This is a genomic window from Pseudomonas sp. DCB_BI (assembly GCF_026240995.1).
Lineage (GTDB): Bacteria > Pseudomonadota > Gammaproteobacteria > Pseudomonadales > Pseudomonadaceae > Aquipseudomonas.
Genome location: NZ_JAPFCG010000006.1, coordinates 74,464 through 91,316, shown reverse-complemented (window position 1 = coordinate 91,316; position 16,853 = coordinate 74,464). Strand labels below are relative to the sequence as shown.

14 protein-coding genes are annotated in these 16,853 nt (G+C 62.5%); 8 read left to right on the top strand and 6 right to left on the bottom strand.

The annotated features are described in order from the left end of the window. Positions 1–11 precede the first annotated feature (11 nt). Together OO258_RS08485 and OO258_RS08480 are read left to right on the top strand one after the other, a co-directional pair. Entirely contained in the window at positions 12–410 is a 399-nt protein-coding gene (locus OO258_RS08485) for a MerR family transcriptional regulator (RefSeq protein ID WP_019099730.1), read from the top strand. A gap of 19 nt (positions 411–429) precedes the next feature. Further along, positions 430–1,329: a hydroxymethylglutaryl-CoA lyase gene (locus OO258_RS08480; protein WP_266029733.1), complete on the top strand. Its 900-nt coding sequence runs from the start codon at positions 430–432 to the stop codon at positions 1,327–1,329. A 532-nt stretch (positions 1,330–1,861) separates the two neighbouring features. Here OO258_RS08480 and OO258_RS08475 read toward each other — a convergent pair. After that, positions 1,862–2,380, bottom strand: coding sequence for an MgtC/SapB family protein (locus OO258_RS08475; protein WP_266029732.1), 519 nt, complete (start codon positions 2,378–2,380; stop codon positions 1,862–1,864). Between the two features lie 172 nt (positions 2,381–2,552). Between OO258_RS08475 and OO258_RS08470 the strand changes: the two genes are divergently transcribed. From OO258_RS08470 to OO258_RS08450, 5 genes are all read left to right on the top strand, one after another. After that, a complete protein-coding gene (locus OO258_RS08470) occupies positions 2,553–2,792 on the top strand; it encodes a DUF3203 family protein (protein WP_266029731.1) in 240 nt (79 codons plus the stop codon). Positions 2,793–2,913: 121 nt separating this feature from the next. Next, positions 2,914–4,308, top strand: coding sequence for a cytochrome c oxidase accessory protein CcoG (ccoG, locus tag OO258_RS08465; protein ID WP_266029730.1), 1,395 nt, complete (start codon positions 2,914–2,916; stop codon positions 4,306–4,308). A gap of 50 nt (positions 4,309–4,358) precedes the next feature. Next, positions 4,359–5,768, top strand: a complete 1,410-nt coding sequence (gene mapR, locus OO258_RS08460) for a GntR family transcriptional regulator MpaR (protein ID WP_266029729.1) — start codon at positions 4,359–4,361, stop codon at positions 5,766–5,768. A 57-nt stretch (positions 5,769–5,825) separates the two neighbouring features. Continuing rightward, positions 5,826–7,487, top strand: coding sequence for a PAS domain-containing sensor histidine kinase (locus OO258_RS08455; protein ID WP_266029728.1), 1,662 nt, complete (start codon positions 5,826–5,828; stop codon positions 7,485–7,487). A gap of 63 nt (positions 7,488–7,550) precedes the next feature. Continuing rightward, complete coding sequence (locus OO258_RS08450) at positions 7,551–9,614, top strand: PAS domain-containing protein (RefSeq protein ID WP_266029727.1); 2,064 nt, start codon at positions 7,551–7,553, stop codon at positions 9,612–9,614. Positions 9,615–9,623: 9 nt separating this feature from the next. Here the strand turns inward: OO258_RS08450 and OO258_RS08445 are convergent, their stop codons facing one another. The 3 genes from OO258_RS08445 to pssA all read right to left on the bottom strand — a co-directional run bounded on the left by OO258_RS08445 (position 9,624) and on the right by pssA (position 12,811). Beyond that, a complete protein-coding gene (locus OO258_RS08445; protein WP_323054376.1) occupies positions 9,624–9,791 on the bottom strand; it encodes an SDR family oxidoreductase in 168 nt (55 codons plus the stop codon). Between the two features lie 87 nt (positions 9,792–9,878). Beyond that, the gene (locus tag OO258_RS08440; RefSeq protein WP_266029726.1) at positions 9,879–11,024 is read right to left on the bottom strand and encodes a GGDEF domain-containing protein; all 1,146 of its coding nucleotides are present in this window, start codon (positions 11,022–11,024) and stop codon (positions 9,879–9,881) included. A 458-nt stretch (positions 11,025–11,482) separates the two neighbouring features. Next, the gene (gene pssA, locus OO258_RS08435) at positions 11,483–12,811 is read right to left on the bottom strand and encodes a CDP-diacylglycerol--serine O-phosphatidyltransferase (protein ID WP_266029725.1); all 1,329 of its coding nucleotides are present in this window, start codon (positions 12,809–12,811) and stop codon (positions 11,483–11,485) included. A 181-nt stretch (positions 12,812–12,992) separates the two neighbouring features. On the opposite strand from pssA, the gene OO258_RS08430 reads away from it, so the two are divergent. After that, positions 12,993–14,000 carry a GlxA family transcriptional regulator gene (locus OO258_RS08430; protein ID WP_266029724.1) on the top strand — a complete coding sequence of 336 codons (1,008 nt, stop codon included), beginning with the start codon at positions 12,993–12,995 and terminating at the stop codon, positions 13,998–14,000. A gap of 68 nt (positions 14,001–14,068) precedes the next feature. Here the strand turns inward: OO258_RS08430 and OO258_RS08425 are convergent, their stop codons facing one another. Together OO258_RS08425 and OO258_RS08420 are read right to left on the bottom strand one after the other, a co-directional pair. Beyond that, on the bottom strand, positions 14,069–15,403 hold the full coding sequence (locus OO258_RS08425; RefSeq protein WP_266029723.1) for an MFS transporter: 1,335 nt from the start codon (positions 15,401–15,403) through the stop codon (positions 14,069–14,071). 180 nt (positions 15,404–15,583) lie between these two features. After that, positions 15,584–16,795 (bottom strand): M24 family metallopeptidase, encoded by a 1,212-nt coding sequence (locus OO258_RS08420; protein ID WP_266029722.1) that lies wholly within the window; start codon positions 16,793–16,795, stop codon positions 15,584–15,586. Positions 16,796–16,853: the final 58 nt, after the last annotated feature.

Sequence of the window (16,853 nt, the reverse complement as noted above, 5' to 3'; positions counted from 1 at the left end):
CGAGCCCGAGCATGAGCACCCAGACCTACAGCATCTCCGACTTGTCCCGCGAGCTGGACATCACCACCCGCGCCATCCGCTTCTATGAGGAACAAGGCCTGTTGAGCCCTGAACGCCGCGGCCTGGAGCGCATCTACTCGGCGCGCGACAAGGTCAGCCTGAAGCTCATCCTGCGGGGCAAGCGCATCGGTTTCTCCCTGGCCGAGTGCCGTGAGCTGATCGAGCTGTACGACCCCACCAGCGGCAACCTCAAGCAGCTCAACAGCATGCTGGCAAAAATCGCCGAACGCCGTGCCCAGTTGGAGCAACAGATGCTCGATATCCACCAGATGCAACTGGAACTGGACACCGCCCAGGAGCGCTGCGAACAAGCCCTGGCCGCCACCCTGAACAACAAAGACAACCGCTGAACGCCACAGGAAACCCACCATGTCCTTGCCCAAACACGTCCGCCTGGTCGAAGTTGGCCCCCGCGACGGCCTGCAGAACGAAGCCCAGCCCATCAGTGTCGCCGACAAGGTGCGCCTGGTAGACGACCTCACCGACGCGGGCCTGGCCTACATCGAAGTGGGCAGTTTTGTCTCGCCCAAATGGGTGCCGCAGATGGCTGGCTCGGCCGAAGTATTCGCCGGTATCCAGCAGCGCCCCGGTGTTACCTATGCAGCGCTGGCACCCAACCTGCGCGGGTTCGAAGACGCGCTGGCCGCAGGCGTGAAGGAAGTGGCGGTGTTCGCCGCCGCGTCCGAAGCATTCTCGCAGCGCAATATCAACTGCTCGATCAGCGACAGCCTCAAGCGCTTCGAACCGATCATGGAAGCCGCGCGCAACCATGGGGTGCGGGTGCGCGGCTATGTGTCGTGCGTGCTCGGTTGCCCTTATGAAGGCAAGGTCAACGCCGAGCAAGTGGCCCCGGTGGCCCTTGCCCTGCACGAGATGGGCTGCTACGAGGTCTCACTGGGCGATACCATCGGCACGGGGACCGCCGGCGACACCCGGCGCCTGTTCGAGGTGGTGTCGGCGCGGGTACCGCGCGAGCAACTGGCCGGGCACTTCCACGACACTTATGGCCAGGCCCTGGCCAATGTCTATGCCAGCCTGCTCGAAGGCATCAGCGTGTTCGACAGCTCGGTGGCCGGGCTGGGCGGCTGCCCGTATGCCAAGGGCGCTACCGGCAACATCGCCAGTGAAGACGTGGTCTACCTGCTGCAGGGGCTGGGCATCGAAACCGGCATCGATCTGGATCGGCTGATCGCCGCTGGCCAACGCATCAGCAGTGTGCTGGGTCGCGACAATGGGTCGCGGGTGGCACGGGCGCGCACCGCGCGATAAGTCATACGGATGTCACACAGGTGTGGGTGAAGTGTTACCTACACCACATTTCGCAGCAAAAAATCGGGTAACAGGGAAACAAATCGACAGAATTTCAGGCCGGCCGATTTGGGCCAAAACCTATAAATCATTGATTTTAAAGGGTTTTCAAAAGTTGGCACGCGCCCTGCTATATCTTTCGTACAAGAACAAAAAGAATGTGACACCCAATAAAAACAACAGGTAACGGCTCTGACATAACAAGAACAACACGGCAGAGGCGTAGCAAGCAGATTTTTTTGGAGTCGACACGCTTTTCAGGGGTACGCCCCGCGGTCTGGCACAGAACAATAAAACTACCTCAAGGTAGCGGCAGCCAGGTTCGGATCAGCAATGATGAAGGCAGGTCAGCGCTCAAAAAAATACGTTTGCTCTTGACCCCGCATGGGGGTCGCCCGCAACACCAGGACCGGCTTACAAAAACAACAACAGGCCAGTCCCAATAATAAAAAAAGAGCAGGCAACAACGCTTTGAGGGGAGCTTCGGCTCCCCTCAGTGCTTCCTGCCCTCTTCCTCCTCCTGCTTTTCCTCGTCTTGCCCCTCGACCTTCTCTACCAGAAACGGCATCGTGCCCAGCACCAGCAGGGCCAGTACCGTGCTGATCAGCGCCGTGGCTTCGCGGCCCATGCCAGCTGCCGTGCCGATGGCAGCGGTCATCCACAGCCCGGCGGCGGTGGTCAGGCCTTTCACGTGACTGGTGTCCTTGCCGTTACCTTTCAGGATAGTGCCCGCACCGAGAAAGCCGATACCCGCGACGATGCCCTGGATGACCCGGCTTAGCGCCTGCTCGTCGGCACCGGCCATGCTGGGTGCCAGCACGAACAACGCTGCGCCGAGCGACACCAGCATGTGTGTACGTACCCCAGCCGACTTGCCTTTGTGTTCGCGTTCGAAGCCCAGCACGGCACCAAGGACAGCCGCCATCAGCAGGCGCACCACGACCCTTATCACCTCGCGCTCGTCTGTGATATCGGCGAATTCAGCCTGGATCGTCTGCCAGATGAGCTCCATTGCCTTGTTCCCATGCTGTACATCGGGTCACCAGGCCCTATGCAGAGGCCCGGCCTGCCATCTATAAAAACTGACCACCATCCACCGCGCAAAGTGCCGTTCAGCGTGCTAATTGCAGCAACCCGCCACTCGCCGCGGTCCACCCTGTAACCACCCTCAGGAGGACCACCCCATGCCCATTGAAGTCGACGAAGCCACCGGCCGCTGCACGCTCATCGGCGAGGACCTGCGCATCGAGGGCGATGGCCCGGATATCGAAATCATCACCGACGAGCAGCTGCATATGTCGGTGGCCCTGCTCGCTGGCCAGCGCGTGCCGATTACCGAAGCCGAGGCTGATGCACTGACCGTGGTAGGTGCGGTCGATAGCCGCAGGCATCTCAAGGCCAGCGCGCCAGGCTCGGTGATCTAAGGTCTGGCGAGACGGAACGGTCAATCTGATACGGTTTTTATCGCAAAACCTGAACCTGTGCCGGTAACAGCTTCAGGGCCATAGTGCTCATGCCTGATCGAGGCCTGATGAGCACCGAGCCATGACCGATAGAATCCCTTTTACAGAGATCGCCACCGCCCCAGCCAGCCGACGCATCGATAACGGCATTCACACCCGCAGCTTCAGCGGGCTTTACCGCAACCTGCGCATCGGCTTCGCCGGCGCCCTGTTCGCGCTGTTCTTCGGCACCGCCTGGCTGAACTGGAGCGGCCGCCAGGCCGTGCTGTGGGACCTGGGCAACAGCAAGTTCCACATCTTCGGTGCCACCTTCTGGCCGCAGGACTTCATCCTGTTGTCGGCGCTGCTGATCATCTGCGCCTTCGGCCTGTTCGCGATCACCGTGTACGCCGGTCGCGTGTGGTGTGGTTACAGTTGCCCACAGAGTATCTGGACCTGGTTGTTCATGTGGTGCGAGAAGGTTACCGAGGGTGACCGCAACCAGCGCATCAAGCTCGCCGCCGCGCCATGGAGCCTGAACAAGCTGGCCCGGCGCACACTCAAGCACAGCTTGTGGCTGGCCATCGGCGTGTTTACCGGGCTGACCTTCGTCGGCTACTTCACCCCGATCCGGCCGCTCGCAACTGAACTGTTCACGTTGCAGCTGGACGGCGTAGCACTGTTCTGGGTGCTGTTCTTCACCGCCGCCACCTACATCAATGCTGGCCTGTTGCGCGAAGCGGTTTGCCTGCACATGTGCCCCTATGCACGCTTCCAGAGCGTAATGTTCGACCAGCACACCCTGGCAGTCGCTTATGACCCTGGGCGTGGTGAAACCCGCGGCTCGCGCAAGAAAGGCAGCGACCCTGGCGCCCAGGGCCTGGGCGACTGCATCGACTGCACCCTGTGTGTGCAGGTATGCCCCACCGGCATCGACATTCGCGACGGTTTGCAGATGGCCTGTATTGGCTGCGCCGCGTGCATCGACGCCTGTGACGGGGTCATGGACAAGATGGGCTATGCCCGTGGCCTGATCGGCTACAAGTCGGAGCACAGTCTGCAAGGGGGTACCTCTCACTGGCTGCGCCCGCGCCTGCTGGGTTATGCCGCTGCCCTGGTGATAATGATCACGGCGCTGGTGCTGGCCTTGCAGATGCGCCCGATGGTGTCGCTGGATGTGATCAAGGACCGTGGCCTGTTCCGGGAGAACGCCCTTGGTCAGATCGAAAACATCTACCTGCTGAAGGTCATCAACAAGACCGAACGCACCCGGCATTATGAATTGCGCCTGCTGGACGCCGACGGCTTCACCTTGCAGGGCAGCACTGCGCTGGTCATCCCCGCAGGCGAAATGAGTGAATTGCCAGTGTCGGTGGCGATGGTGGCCGAGCGACCGCGTAGCAGTTCGCAGACACTGAGCTTCGAAATCAGCGAACGTGACGATCCGGCCATCCACAGTGTGGCCCACAGCCGCTTCGTCGCCCCCATGAACCGCTGATCCCTTACACTGAAACCACCTTGCCTGCCAGGCTTCGACAGAAGGCCAGAATGAAACGCTACGAACGCTTCGCCGACGATATTGCCGAACTGATCCGCTCCGGTGTGCTAGGCCCCGGCCAGCGCGTGCCCTCGGTGCGCTACGCCAGCCAGACCCACGGGGTCAGCCCGTCCACGGTGTTCCAGGCCTACTACCTGCTGGAGCGGCGTGGCCTGATTCGCGCCCGGCCGCGCTCGGGGTATTTCGTCAACGCCCACACCCCGCGCCCGTTCAGCGAACCGCAGGCGCTGCAGCCGGTCAGCGAGTCGACAGACGTTGACGTCAGCGCCCTGGTGTTCTCGATCCTCGACTCGATCAAGGACCCCAACACCATCCCGTTCGGCTCGGCCTTCCCCAGCCCCGAGCTGTTTCCGCTGCAACGCCTGTCACGCTCGCTGGCCAGTGCCAGCCGCAGCATGGACCCGCGCATGGTGGTCACCGACCTGTCCCCCGGCAACCCGCAACTGCGCCGGCAAATTGCCCTGCGCTACATGGTCGGCGGGCTGATGCTGCCCATGGAAGAACTGCTGATTACCAACGGTGCGCTGGAGGCGCTGAACCTGTGCCTGCAGGCAGTAACCCAGCCCGGCGATCTGGTGGCCATCGAGGCTCCGGCCTTCTATGCCTGCCTGCAGGTGCTGGAGCGGCTCAAGCTCAAGGCAGTGGAGATCCCCGTGCACCCGCGCGAGGGCATGGACCTGAGTGTGCTGGCGCAAACACTGGAAAAGCACCCGGTAAAAGCGGTGTGGTGCATGACCAACTTCCAGAACCCGGTCGGCGCGAGCATGCCCGAGGCGAAGAAACAGGCGTTGGTGGAACTGCTGACTCACCATCAGGTGCCGTTGATCGAAGACGATGTGTATGCCGAGTTGTACTACGCCCAACAGGCGCCCAAACCGGCCAAGGCCTTCGACACCCAAGGCCTGGTGATGCACTGCGGCTCGTTTGCCAAGAGCCTGGCACCGGGTTACCGCATCGGCTGGGTAGCGGCCGGGCGCTTTGCGCAGAAGATCGAACGGCTGAAACTGATGACTTCGCTGTGTGCCTCGATGCCTGCCCAGGCGGCCATCGCCGACTACCTGCAGCACGGTGGCTACGACCGCCACCTGCGCAAATTGCGCTACGCGCTGGAAGGGCAGCAGGCCAACATGCTGGCGGCGATTGCCCGGCACTTCCCCGCACAGACTCGGGTCAGCCAACCCTCCGGCGGTTACTTCCTGTGGCTGGAGTTACCCGAGCAAATGGACGCCCTCAAGCTGTTCCACATGGCCTTGGCCCAAGGCATCAGCATCGCCCCCGGGCCAATCTTCTCGCCTACCCGCCGCTTTGGTAACTGCATCCGCCTGAACTATGGCAGCCCTTGGCATGAAGGCGCCGAACGGGCCATGGAAACCCTTGGCCGGATCATTCGCTCGTTCTGATGGCCCTTGCCTCGCGCGGCAACTATAGTTGCCCGATCCACTCCTTGGGCCCGAGCCATGCCGCCAGATTCGCCCCCGTCCATTGCCCAGTTGCAAGCACGCGTCGCAGAACTGGAGGCACGCCTGGCCGAGCGCGAAGACAGCGCCGAGGCACACAACAGGCTGTTGGGTGAGCTACTCGACAACAGCCTGGCCAACGTGTTTGCCGCCGACCGCAACCTGCGCCTTGTGGCCATCAACCGTACGGCCCGGGAAACCTTCGAGCGCTACCGCGGTTTCGTGCCAAAGGTCGGCGATTACGTGCCACAGTTCCTGACCAAACAGCCCGACATTACCGGCATGCTGGCACCGGTGTGGCCCCGCATGCTGGCTGGCGAAGCCTTCGTCGATACACTGACCCTGGGCCCCCCCGAGGCGTCCCGCCACTACGAAATCCGCTACCATCCGTGGCGCGACGGGCAGCAACGGATCCAGGGCGGATACATGTTCGCGTATGACATCACCGAGCGGCTTGCAGAGCAGGAGCGCCTGCGCCAGGCCGAAGAGGCCCTTCGCCAATCACAGAAAATGGAAGCGGTTGGCCAATTGACGGGCGGCATCGCCCACGACTTCAACAACCTGCTGGGCAGCATCCTCGGGGCGCTGGACCTGGCCGGCGAACGCCTTGGCCAGCAGCGCTTCGCCGACACCGACGAGCTGATCGAACGTGGCCGGCACAACGTCCTGCGGGCAGCCGCCCTGGTGCAACGCCTGCTGGCCTTTTCGCGTCAGCAAACCCTCGTGCCACAGCCGGTCGATGTGCAACAGTTGGTCGCCGGCATGCATGACTTGATCCGCAGCTCTATCGGGCCGCATATCGACTTGCACGACCGCACCCTGCCCGGGCAGTGGCCAACACGCATCGACCCCCAACAGCTGGAAAATGCCCTGCTCAACCTGTGCATCAACGCCCGTGACGCCATGCCCCTTGGCGGCACCTTGAGCATTGCATGCGCCAACGTCGAGCTAGAAGACACCGAGGCCAATCAGCTGCACCTGGCCGCTGGCCGGTTCCTGCGCATCTGCGTGGAAGACACTGGCATCGGCATGTCCAATGCAGTGCGGCAACGGGCCCTTGAGCCGTTCTTTACCACGAAGGCGTTCGGCCAGGGCACTGGCCTTGGGCTGTCGATGGTCTATGGCTTCGTGCGGCAATCCGGGGGGCAGGTGCGGATCGACAGCACACCAGGGCAAGGCACGGCCATCAGCCTGTATCTCCCCCAGGATGAAAGCGTCGCTGCCGACTTGCCCAGCACTGCCGCTCAAGCCCCTGCCCCTGTGGCCCCGGCGCAGCAGCGGGCAGTCAAGGTGATGCTGGTGGAAGACCAGCCTGCACAGCGGCTGGTGCTGCTGGAGGTGTTGCATGAGCTGGGCCATGACGTGCAGGCATTCGAAGACGGCCGCCAGGCATACGAGGCATTGCATGAAGGCCGGCCACCCGACTTGCTGATCACCGATGTCGGCCTGCCGGGGGGTATCGATGGCTACCAGCTCGCCGACACCTGTCGGAGCATCGCCCCGCAGGCCGCGATATTGCTGATTACCGGCTATGACACTGCGGCCAGCACGGCCAGGGCGCAAGCCGACATGCACACCGAACTGCTGGCCAAGCCGTTCGATCTGCAAGCGCTTGCCCAAGCCATCGGACGGCTGCTGGCAAGCACCGCCCATGCACGCTGAGCGGCTATCCGCCTGCGGGTGAACACGCTAAAGTCTTGGCCTCACATTTTGTCGGACGCCTGCATGCCTTCCCGCGATATGCACTCACTTCGCCAGCAAGTCATCGAACTCCAGCGGCAGAACGCGCTGCTCGAAGCACGCCTTGCAAGCCATCAGGCACAGGACCCGGATTTTTACCGCTCACTGTTCGACACCATGGACGAAGGCTTCTGCATCATCGAGTTCTTCGACGGCCCGCACGGCCCGCTGAGTGACTATGTGCATGTACTGGCCAACGCGGCCTACGCCAAGCACGCAGGCATCCCCAACGTGGTTGGGCAGAAGCTGCGCGAAATGGTGCCTGACGAGGCGGATGACTGGGTGGCACGCTATGGGGCGGTACTGCGCACCGGGGAACCCCTGCACTTCGAGCAGGAACTGGTCGCAACCGGCCGCGTGCTGTCGGTGACCACTTTTCGCGTGGAGCCTGCCGAAAAACGCCAGGTAGCGGTACTGTTCCAGGACGTCACCGAGCGCCGACGGGCGGAGCAGGCCCTGCAGCAGCTGAACGATGAGCTTGAGCAACGGGTGAATACAGCACTGGCAGAGCGCCGTCTGTTTGCCGAGCTGGTCGATCACAGCGTGGTCAACGTGCACGTGGTCGACAAGAACATGCGCTGGCTGGCCGTCAATCGCCAGGCCAGGCATGACTTCAAGTTGCTCTACGGGTCGGTACCGGAAATCGGCGAGTACCTGCCTGGGCTGGTCAACGAAGGCGACGCTGACCAGACGCCGATGCTGCCAATGTGGCAACGTGCCTTGGCCGGTGAGGCGTTCATGGAAACCGGCGTTTTTGGCAAGGCTCCGGTTCAGCGTCATTACGAACTTCGCTTCAACGCCCTGCGTGACCATGAGGGTGACATACAGGGGGCATTCCTGTTCGCCTATGACATCAGTGAGCGGGTGCTGGAACAGGAGCGCCTGGCCAAAGCCGAAGAAGCCCTGCGCCAGGCGCAGAAGATGGAAGCCGTGGGCCAGCTCAGCGGCGGCATCGCCCACGACTTCAACAATCTGCTGGGTGGCATCCTCGGCGCCCAGGAGCTGATGCGACAACGCCTGCACCAGTCGCGTTACGATGCCCTGGAGCCGTTGTTGGAGCTTTCCAGCGGTTCGGCACAAAGGGCCTCTTCGCTGGTGCACCGGTTACTGGCGTTCTCGCGCCAGCAAACCCTTCAGCCCCGTTCCACGCAAGTGGCAACGCTGGTGGCCGGCATGGAGGAGCTGCTGCGCCGCACCATTGGCCCGGCCATTACCCTCGGCAGCCGGTTCACCACTGAGCTGTGGCCGACCTTTATCGACCCGCCACAGCTGGAAAGCGCCCTGCTCAACGTGTGCATCAACGCCCGCGATGCCATGCCAGGCGGTGGCGTGATCGAGATCATCGGCGACAACCTGCACGTTGACGAACAACAGGCGCTGGAACTGGAGGTGCCAGCCGGCGAATACCTGCGCCTGAGCATTGTCGACAACGGCACGGGCATGTCGGCGGAGATCGCCGAGCGAGCAGTCGAACCGTTCTTCACCACCAAGCCGATGGGCCAGGGCACGGGGCTGGGCCTGTCGATGACCTACGGCTTCGTGCGCCAGTCGGGCGGGCAACTGCGCGTGTTGTCGGTACTTGGCGAAGGCACCCGCATCGAACTGTTGCTACCCCGCCACCACGAACAGCCGTTGGCCCCAACCGCCAGACCTCGCGGGCCGTTGAGAAAGAGCAGCACGGGTACGCAGCGCATCTTGCTGATCGAAGACCAGGCAGCCTTACGCCTGGTGGTCTGCGAAGTACTGGAAGAGCTGGGTTACCAGGTAGATGCGTTCGAAAACGGTCCAACGGCCTTGGCTTACCTGCAAAACGCTGAACGCCCAGACTTGCTGCTGAGCGACATCGGCCTGCCCGGTGGCCTGAATGGCCGCCAGGTGGCCGAACGCTGTCGCGAACGCTACCCCGACCTGAAGGTGCTGTTCATCACTGGCTACGACGAAAGCGCGGCGCTCAGTGATGGTCAGTTGCTGCAAGGTACACAGGTGCTGACCAAACCGTTCGAACTGGAAGTGCTGGCCGAGCGCATACGCGAGTTGCTGATGGGTTGACGGGGGCGTTCAGCGCCCGCCGCTCAGGTCGATGAAGCTGCCGGTGGTGCAGGAGGCTTTGTCCGAGAGCAGCCAGAGAATGGCCTCGGCCACTTTCTCGGGGTAACCGCCACGGCCCATGGGAATGACGAAGATCAGCACAGCCAACCCTCTGCGGTTGATCTTGATCGTCGCGATTTCAGTAGGCCTTCGCTGGGTCTACTGAAGTCGCAGTCTGTATGGCTTGGACTACCGCGCACTCAGCAGCAAAAGCAAAAGTGCAGGTTACTGACCCAGGTCGGCCATCGGGCGCTCGACAAAGCGGATACTGTCACGCCCGCCCCGCTTGGACTGATACAACGCCACATCGCCCTGCTCGATCAAGGCAGCCAGGCTCGCCGGTGGCTGATCGAACAGGTTCGCGCCGATACTCAAGGTAACCGCCTGGGGTGTAGGCACGGTCTTGCCAGCATACTGATGAAACTGCTCGCGCAGCACCCCACCCAGTTCCATCACCCGCTCACTGCTGGCCCCACTCAGCAGGATGACGAACTCGTCCCCGCCCAAGCGCGCCGCCAGCGACCGCTCCGGCAGCACCGTGCGAATCATCTCGCTCAGTGCAATGAGCAAACGGTCCCCGGCAATATGCCCATGCAGGTCGTTGACCAGCTTGAAGTTGTCGATATCGATCAGCAGCAATGCCCCAGGCTGCACCGGGCTGACGTCCTTGAAGAAATGCGTCGCCCGCACCTCCAGCGCTCGCCGGTTGTAAAGCGCGGTCAGCGGGTCGCGCGCCGCCAGCCGGGCAATCCGTTCTTCACGTCGGTAACGCACGGTACCGGTCATCGACAGGGCAATCAGCATGATTGCCATCGCCCCTTCCACGAGCGAAACCTGAATGATCAGCCCACCAAAGGTCGCCAGGTCAATCAAGGTGCCCGGGGTGATCGCAATGATTGCCTTCACCACATAGAACAGACCATGAATCAACAACACATAGCGCAACTGCACCGCGCCAACGCTCAGCGACTTGCCATGCGGCCGCAGCAGCAAACTGGCCTTTAGCGTCAACGCCGCGACCAGCAATGAGTTGACCATCAGCATCACCTTCGACCACTGCGGCCCTACGGGCAACAGCAGCAAGGCGAACCAGACCACCACGATCATCAGCCAGGAACGCGACAAGCGCTCCTGGGTAAAGCGCAGCACACCCATCAGGAAAAACCCGTGTGCCACCACCAACAAGCCATTGGCAAACCAGATCCCGATGAACAGCAAACCGATCCCGCGCAACAAAGCCAGGATGCAACCGACAGTAATTGTGGCGAAGCCCGCGCTCCAGAACAGCAGCGAGGGTTCGCGGACACTGCGCCATTCAATCGCCAGGTACAGGGCAGCTGCTGCCGCCAGGGCGACCGAAATGGTCAGCATCGTGGGTGGATCTAGCGCCATATACGCTTTGGCCTATCTGGTTAACGAGGAAAGGGCGCGATTGTATGCGCTCGTGATGACTTTTCGGAGAGGCCGTGGTCGGCTGCCTGCAAATGATAGCTGAGCTTCAAGGTTGCCCTGCCAGCATAGATATCATATTGCTATCACTTCTTGCTGGGTAGCCAACCTGACGATCAGTCACCCTTCATGTTCAGCGGCATGGCCAGGCTCATCGCCAGTTCCTCGACAAAAGGTTTCCTGCAATTTCTGCGCCTCGCCCTGAGTGAAGAGATATCGCTGTACCAGATCATTGGGCTGGCGGTGGTGCTGTTTGCCGTGTCGGGGGCTCAAGGGCAAGCGACAAGCCGAGGTGGCACCCACCAAAGGTGCCACGGCCTGATGCCTCGGGTGGCTGCACTGGCCTTGGCTTGCCGGCGACAGGACCAGAGCAGGTGACGTCACAACACCCGTTTGATCAGCGGCTCTAGCCGGCTGTAACGCAACCGCCGCAAGAACTTGCGCACCTCCTTCGGGTGCTCTGCCTTCTCGCCAAGCGCCTCAGCCGAAGCGATTGGCGGCGCAAAGCGGCGCAACTCATTCAGTTCCGCCTCGCGTGGCGCCAGCCACTGCCCTTGCGGGTCATCGATCAGCAGGCCGTTTTCCAAGTCCAGATTAAAGCCCCGCGGGTTGAGGTTGTTGCCGGTCAGCAGTGAATAGCGCAGGTCGACCCACACGCCCTTGGCATGGAAGGTATGCCCGGGATCGTTCCAGATCCGTACCTGCAACTGGCCACTGGCAATCGCAGCATGCCGCCGCCGAACGAAGGCGCGCAAGTTGTCCTCGTACAGGTAGGGCAGCGCACCACTGGCGCTGAACGGTTCGCCCGGGGCGATGTAGAAATCGTTGGCCGTACGATCACCGACGATCAGCTCCACCCGAACACCTCGTGCCAAGGCATGGTCGAGTTCACGCATGACAACCCGTGGCGGGTTGAAATACGGCGTGCTGATGATGATCTGCCCATGCGCCGCCGCCAGCAAGGCGCAGAGCGCCCGGTTCAGTGGGTTACCCCTGCCCACCCCCAGCAACGGGATCACCCGCAGGCCCTGCCCTGCCACGCTGGCCGGCGCCTCATAGGCCATGCGCCGCAACCGCGCGCGCAAGCGCCGGATGTCGCCACGCAGGCTGCGGGTGGAGGGTGATGCGGGCAGGTCAAGGCGCGGTGTGGCGGTGTGATGCAGCAAGCGCTGCACCAACGCGACCATGGCATCAGCCAGTGCCGGTGACTGGAAAAGGTGATAGCGGTCCAGGCGATAACGGTCGAAGCGGTGCAGGTACACGTTATTCAGGCTGGCACCGGTATAGATCACGCAGTCGTCGATGATGCTGCCCTTCAGGTGCAGCACCCCGAACAGCTCGCGGGTCTGCACAGGGACGCCATGAATGGCGATATCCAGCCCACGCAGTTGGCGCTGGGCCTGGTACCAGGCAGCGTTGCCCGGCTGGCGCCCGGCGCCGAGCAGGCCACGGCGGGCACGAAACCAATCGACCACGATGGTGATCTGCAGGCCTGGCCGCGCGGCCTTGGCCTGGTACAGGGCATCCAGCACCTCCTGGCCAGCCTCGTCTTCTTGCAGGTAAAGGGCGACGATGACGATGCGCCGGGTTGCCGTACGGATACGTTCAAGCAGGCAGGCGCGATAGGCCTTGGCATCCGGCAGCACCTGGATCGACTCGGGCGCGATGGGGTAGCCTGGCAGGCCTGCCAGCAAGGATTCGGGGTTCACTGACGATCACCTTCTCTGTGCAATCACTGTCGGCTCTACCAATCGGCGGAGCCATTCCTGGCCGCTGTACCCGGGGTGTAAGATCGACCCGGCAACGACCCATAACAAAAAGAACCACGCGAGGCCCTGTTTTCTCACTGCCCCTGACAAACCATGCCTCAGCTTGCACAGGAACAGCGCAATGGTCCACCCCGCTTCTGCAAACCTATCGCCCTCTAGTGTAAAGAGTTGTTCAGTAAAGACCTTCGGCTTCCTGATTTTGCCCAATTTCACCACCATCGGCCTGGCATCAGCAGTGGAAACCCTGCGCATGGCCAACCTGGCCGCACGCAAGCCGCTGTTTCGCAGTGTGCTGATCGCGGCGGACGACGCCCCGGTGGTGGCCAGCAACGGCATGCGCGTGCTGCCCGACTACAGCATCGCCGACGCCCCGGCGCTGGATGCCCTGCTGGTGGTCGGTGCCAACCCGATCGACCGCGGCCGTGGCAACCGCCCGCTGATCGATTGGCTACGCCAACTGGCTCGGCAGCGCTTGCCCTTGGGCGGCATCTGCACCGGCAGCTACTTACTGGCCAAGGCCGAGCTGCTCAAGGGCTACCGCTGCACCATCCACTGGGAAGACCTGCCGGCGCTGCAGGCGCACTTCCCCGGGATCGTCATCTCCAGCCAGCTGTTCGAACTGGACCGCGACCGTTACACCTGCTCGGGCGGGGTAGCGGCGATGGACATGATGCTGCAACTGGTGGCCCGCGAACCCGGCGGCCAGGACATCGCGGCCAAGGCCGCCGAACTGCTGCTGTGTGACCGTGTGCGTGGCGAACGGGAGCGCCAGCGGGTGCCGCTGCGCACCCTGCTTGGCAACGGCCAGCCCAAGCTGAGCCAAGTGGTGGCAATCATGGAGGCCAACCTGGAAGAGCCGCTGGCGCTGGAGGAACTGGCCAGCCTCAACGAAGTGACCGTGCGCCAGCTTGAACGACTGTTCCACAAGTACCTACAGCGCACGCCCAGCCAGTATTACCTCGAACTGCGCCTGTCCCGGGCGCGGGAACTGCTGCTGCGCAGCGATGTGCAGGTACGTGAGGTGGCGCTGGCCTGCGGCTTCAGCTCGCCCGCGCATTTTTCCAAGAGCTACAGCCGGTTCTTCGGCTTGTCGCCCTTGGGGGAGCGGCGGCAGGCGTCGCTCCACTGAACCGGGTCAGGTAATGGCTGTGTTGGCCTTTTCGCGAGCACGCCCGCGCAAAGGCCGGTACAGCTCAATCAATCTTCCAGGGCCGAGTGCGCCGTCTCCCGGCACATCAACATGGCTACCAGCGCCACCAAGGCCGCCGCCAGCAAATACCCGGCCGGCGCCAGTTTGCTGCCGGTCACCTGGATCAGCCAGGTGGCAATGAACGGTGCCGTCCCGCCAAAAAACGCATTGGCCACATTGAAACTCAGGGCAAAGCCGCTGAAACGCACCCGGGTGGGGAAGATTTCTGCCAGCAGGCACGGCAAGGTTCCATCGTTCATCGCCAGCATCGCGCCGAACACTATCTGGATCGCCAGGATCACCAGCAGCGGCTGACCGTCCAGCAGGCGGAACAGCGGCACGGTCAAACCCAGGAATAGCAGCGAGGCCACCACCAGCATGGTCTTGCGCCCGAACTGGTCGGATAGCCGCCCCATCAGGAAGATCAACCCAATGTAGGTGGCCAGCGACACGGTCGAGGCAATGAACGAATCGCGCTCGCTCATGCCCATTTCACTGGACAGGTAGGTCGGCATGTAGCTCAGCAGCAGGTAGAACGCCACCGCGTTCAGGCAAGTAACGCCTATGCCGATGGCCAGGCTGCGCCGGTGCTGCCCCAGCAACTCACGCAGCGGCGTCGGGGCCAGGCCGGCTTTGTATTCCAGGCGTTGCTCCATCTCCAGGAACTTGGGTGTGTCCTGCAGGCTCATGCGGATATACCGCCCCACCAGGCCGAACGGCGCCGCCAGCAAAAACGGCAGGCGCCAGCCCCATTCATGCAAGGCTTCGCTGCTGAGCAGTTCGTGCAACAGGGCAACAAACGCCGCACCGAACAGCAAACCCGCCGCCGTACTGGCCGGCACGATGCTGGTGTACAAGCCCCGCCTGCCCGGCGGCGCGTATTCGGCCAGGAACGCTGCGGCCCCGGCGTATTCGCCCGATGCGGAAAACCCTTGTACCAGGCGAATCAACAGCAGCAGGCACGGCGCCCACAGGCCGATTTGCGCATGGCCAGGAAGCAGGCCAATGCAGAATGTAGAGACCGACATGATCAAGATTGACCACGATAGCGCGTTGCGGCGGCCATGGCGGTCGCCGAAATGGCCCCAGACTATGCCGCCTAGCGGCCGCACCAGGAACGACAAGGCGAACACCGCAAAGGTTGCCAGCAGACCAGTGGTCTTATCGGTTTGTGGGAAAAAGGTGGCGGCGATGATGGTGGCCAGATAGCCGTAGGCGGCGTAGTCGAACCACTCGACGAAGTTGCCCATGAAACTGGCCCGGGCGGCCTTGCGCAGGGCCTGGCGTTCGGCGTTGTGCGCGGGGCCGGCGACAGCGGATGGGTCAAGGGTGGTGCTGGACATGACGGGTACCCTCTGGTTCTTTTAATTGGAGGCAGGGTCTGGTGGTCATACGGGCTATTTTTTTGTTGTCTGTGCTGGCCTCATGCTGCAAGCCAGCGCCCACAGGGTTCTGCGCAAGTCCTGGATAGTGCGCAGCACCTGTGGGCACTGGCTTGCCAACGATGAGGCCAGCATGGGTGCTTATTTGCGGATGATGTTGTGCTCCGGCCCGTACGGGAAGCGGGTGATGTTCTCGGCACCACTGTCGTTGACGATCAGGATGTCATGCTCGCGATAGCCACCCGCACCCGGCCGCCCTTCGGGCAGCATGATCATAGGCTCGATCGACACCACCATGCCCGGTTCCAGCACCGTGTCGATGTCTTCGCGCAGCTCCAGCCCGGCCTCGCGACCGTAGTAGTGGCTCAATGTGCCGAACGAGTGGCCGTACCCGAAGGTGCGGTACTGCAGCAGGTCATGGCGCAGGAAGATCTCGTTCAGTTCCCGGGCGATATCGCTGCAGCGCATACCCGGACGCACCAGTTTCAAGCCGGCCTCGTGGACTTCGACGTTGGCCTCCCACAGGCGCAGGTACTCATCCGGGCAGTGGTCGAGGAACAGCGTGCGCTCCAGCGCGGTGTAATAGCCAGCAATCATCGGGAAACAGTTGAGGCTGAGGATTTCGCCCTTGCCGACCCGACGGCTGGTCACCGGGTTGTGCGCGCCATCGGTGTTGAGCCCGGACTGGAACCACGTCCAGGTGTCCATCAGTTCTGCATCGGGGAAACGCCTGGCAATTTCGCGCACCATCGCCTGGGTGGCGTGCAACGCCACCTCGTATTCGGGCACATGCTCGCGCAAGGCCTCGACCACCGCCGCGCCGCCGATATCGGCCACCTGTGCACCGTGACGGATCAGCGCCTGCTCCTGCGCCGACTTGATCATGCGCATGCGCATGCACGGTGCACCGATGTCCACCAGTTCGGCCCTGGGGTAGCAGGCAGCCAGTTTGCCGTGGTTCTGCAGGTTGAGGTGGTCGTACTCCACGCCGATGCGCGAGGCCAGTGGCAGTGCCTGCTGGATGGCGACGAAGTAGTTGTCGCGCTGCCAGTCGGTGTAGACGATGTTGTCCGTGCCGACCGTGCGCCGCCAAGGTTGCCCGCCATCGATGTTGGCACTGATCGAAACCACTTTGTCCTGGGTGATTACCAGGGCATACGGGCGGCCAAACGAGCAGTACAGGAAGTCGCTGTAATAATTGACATTGTGGTACGAGGTGAAGATCGCCGCCTCGATGTCCTGCTCGGCCATGTAGGCCCGCAGACGGGCGTGGCGGGCGGCATATTCCTGGGCAGTGAAGGTTGGCTGCACCTTGTCGCCGTTGCGGATTTTCAGGGTCTTGGGCATTTGCATGGTCGGGGTTCCTTGTCGTTGTGAGCACGCTGTTCAGGCCGGCCGCCTGAGAAGCATT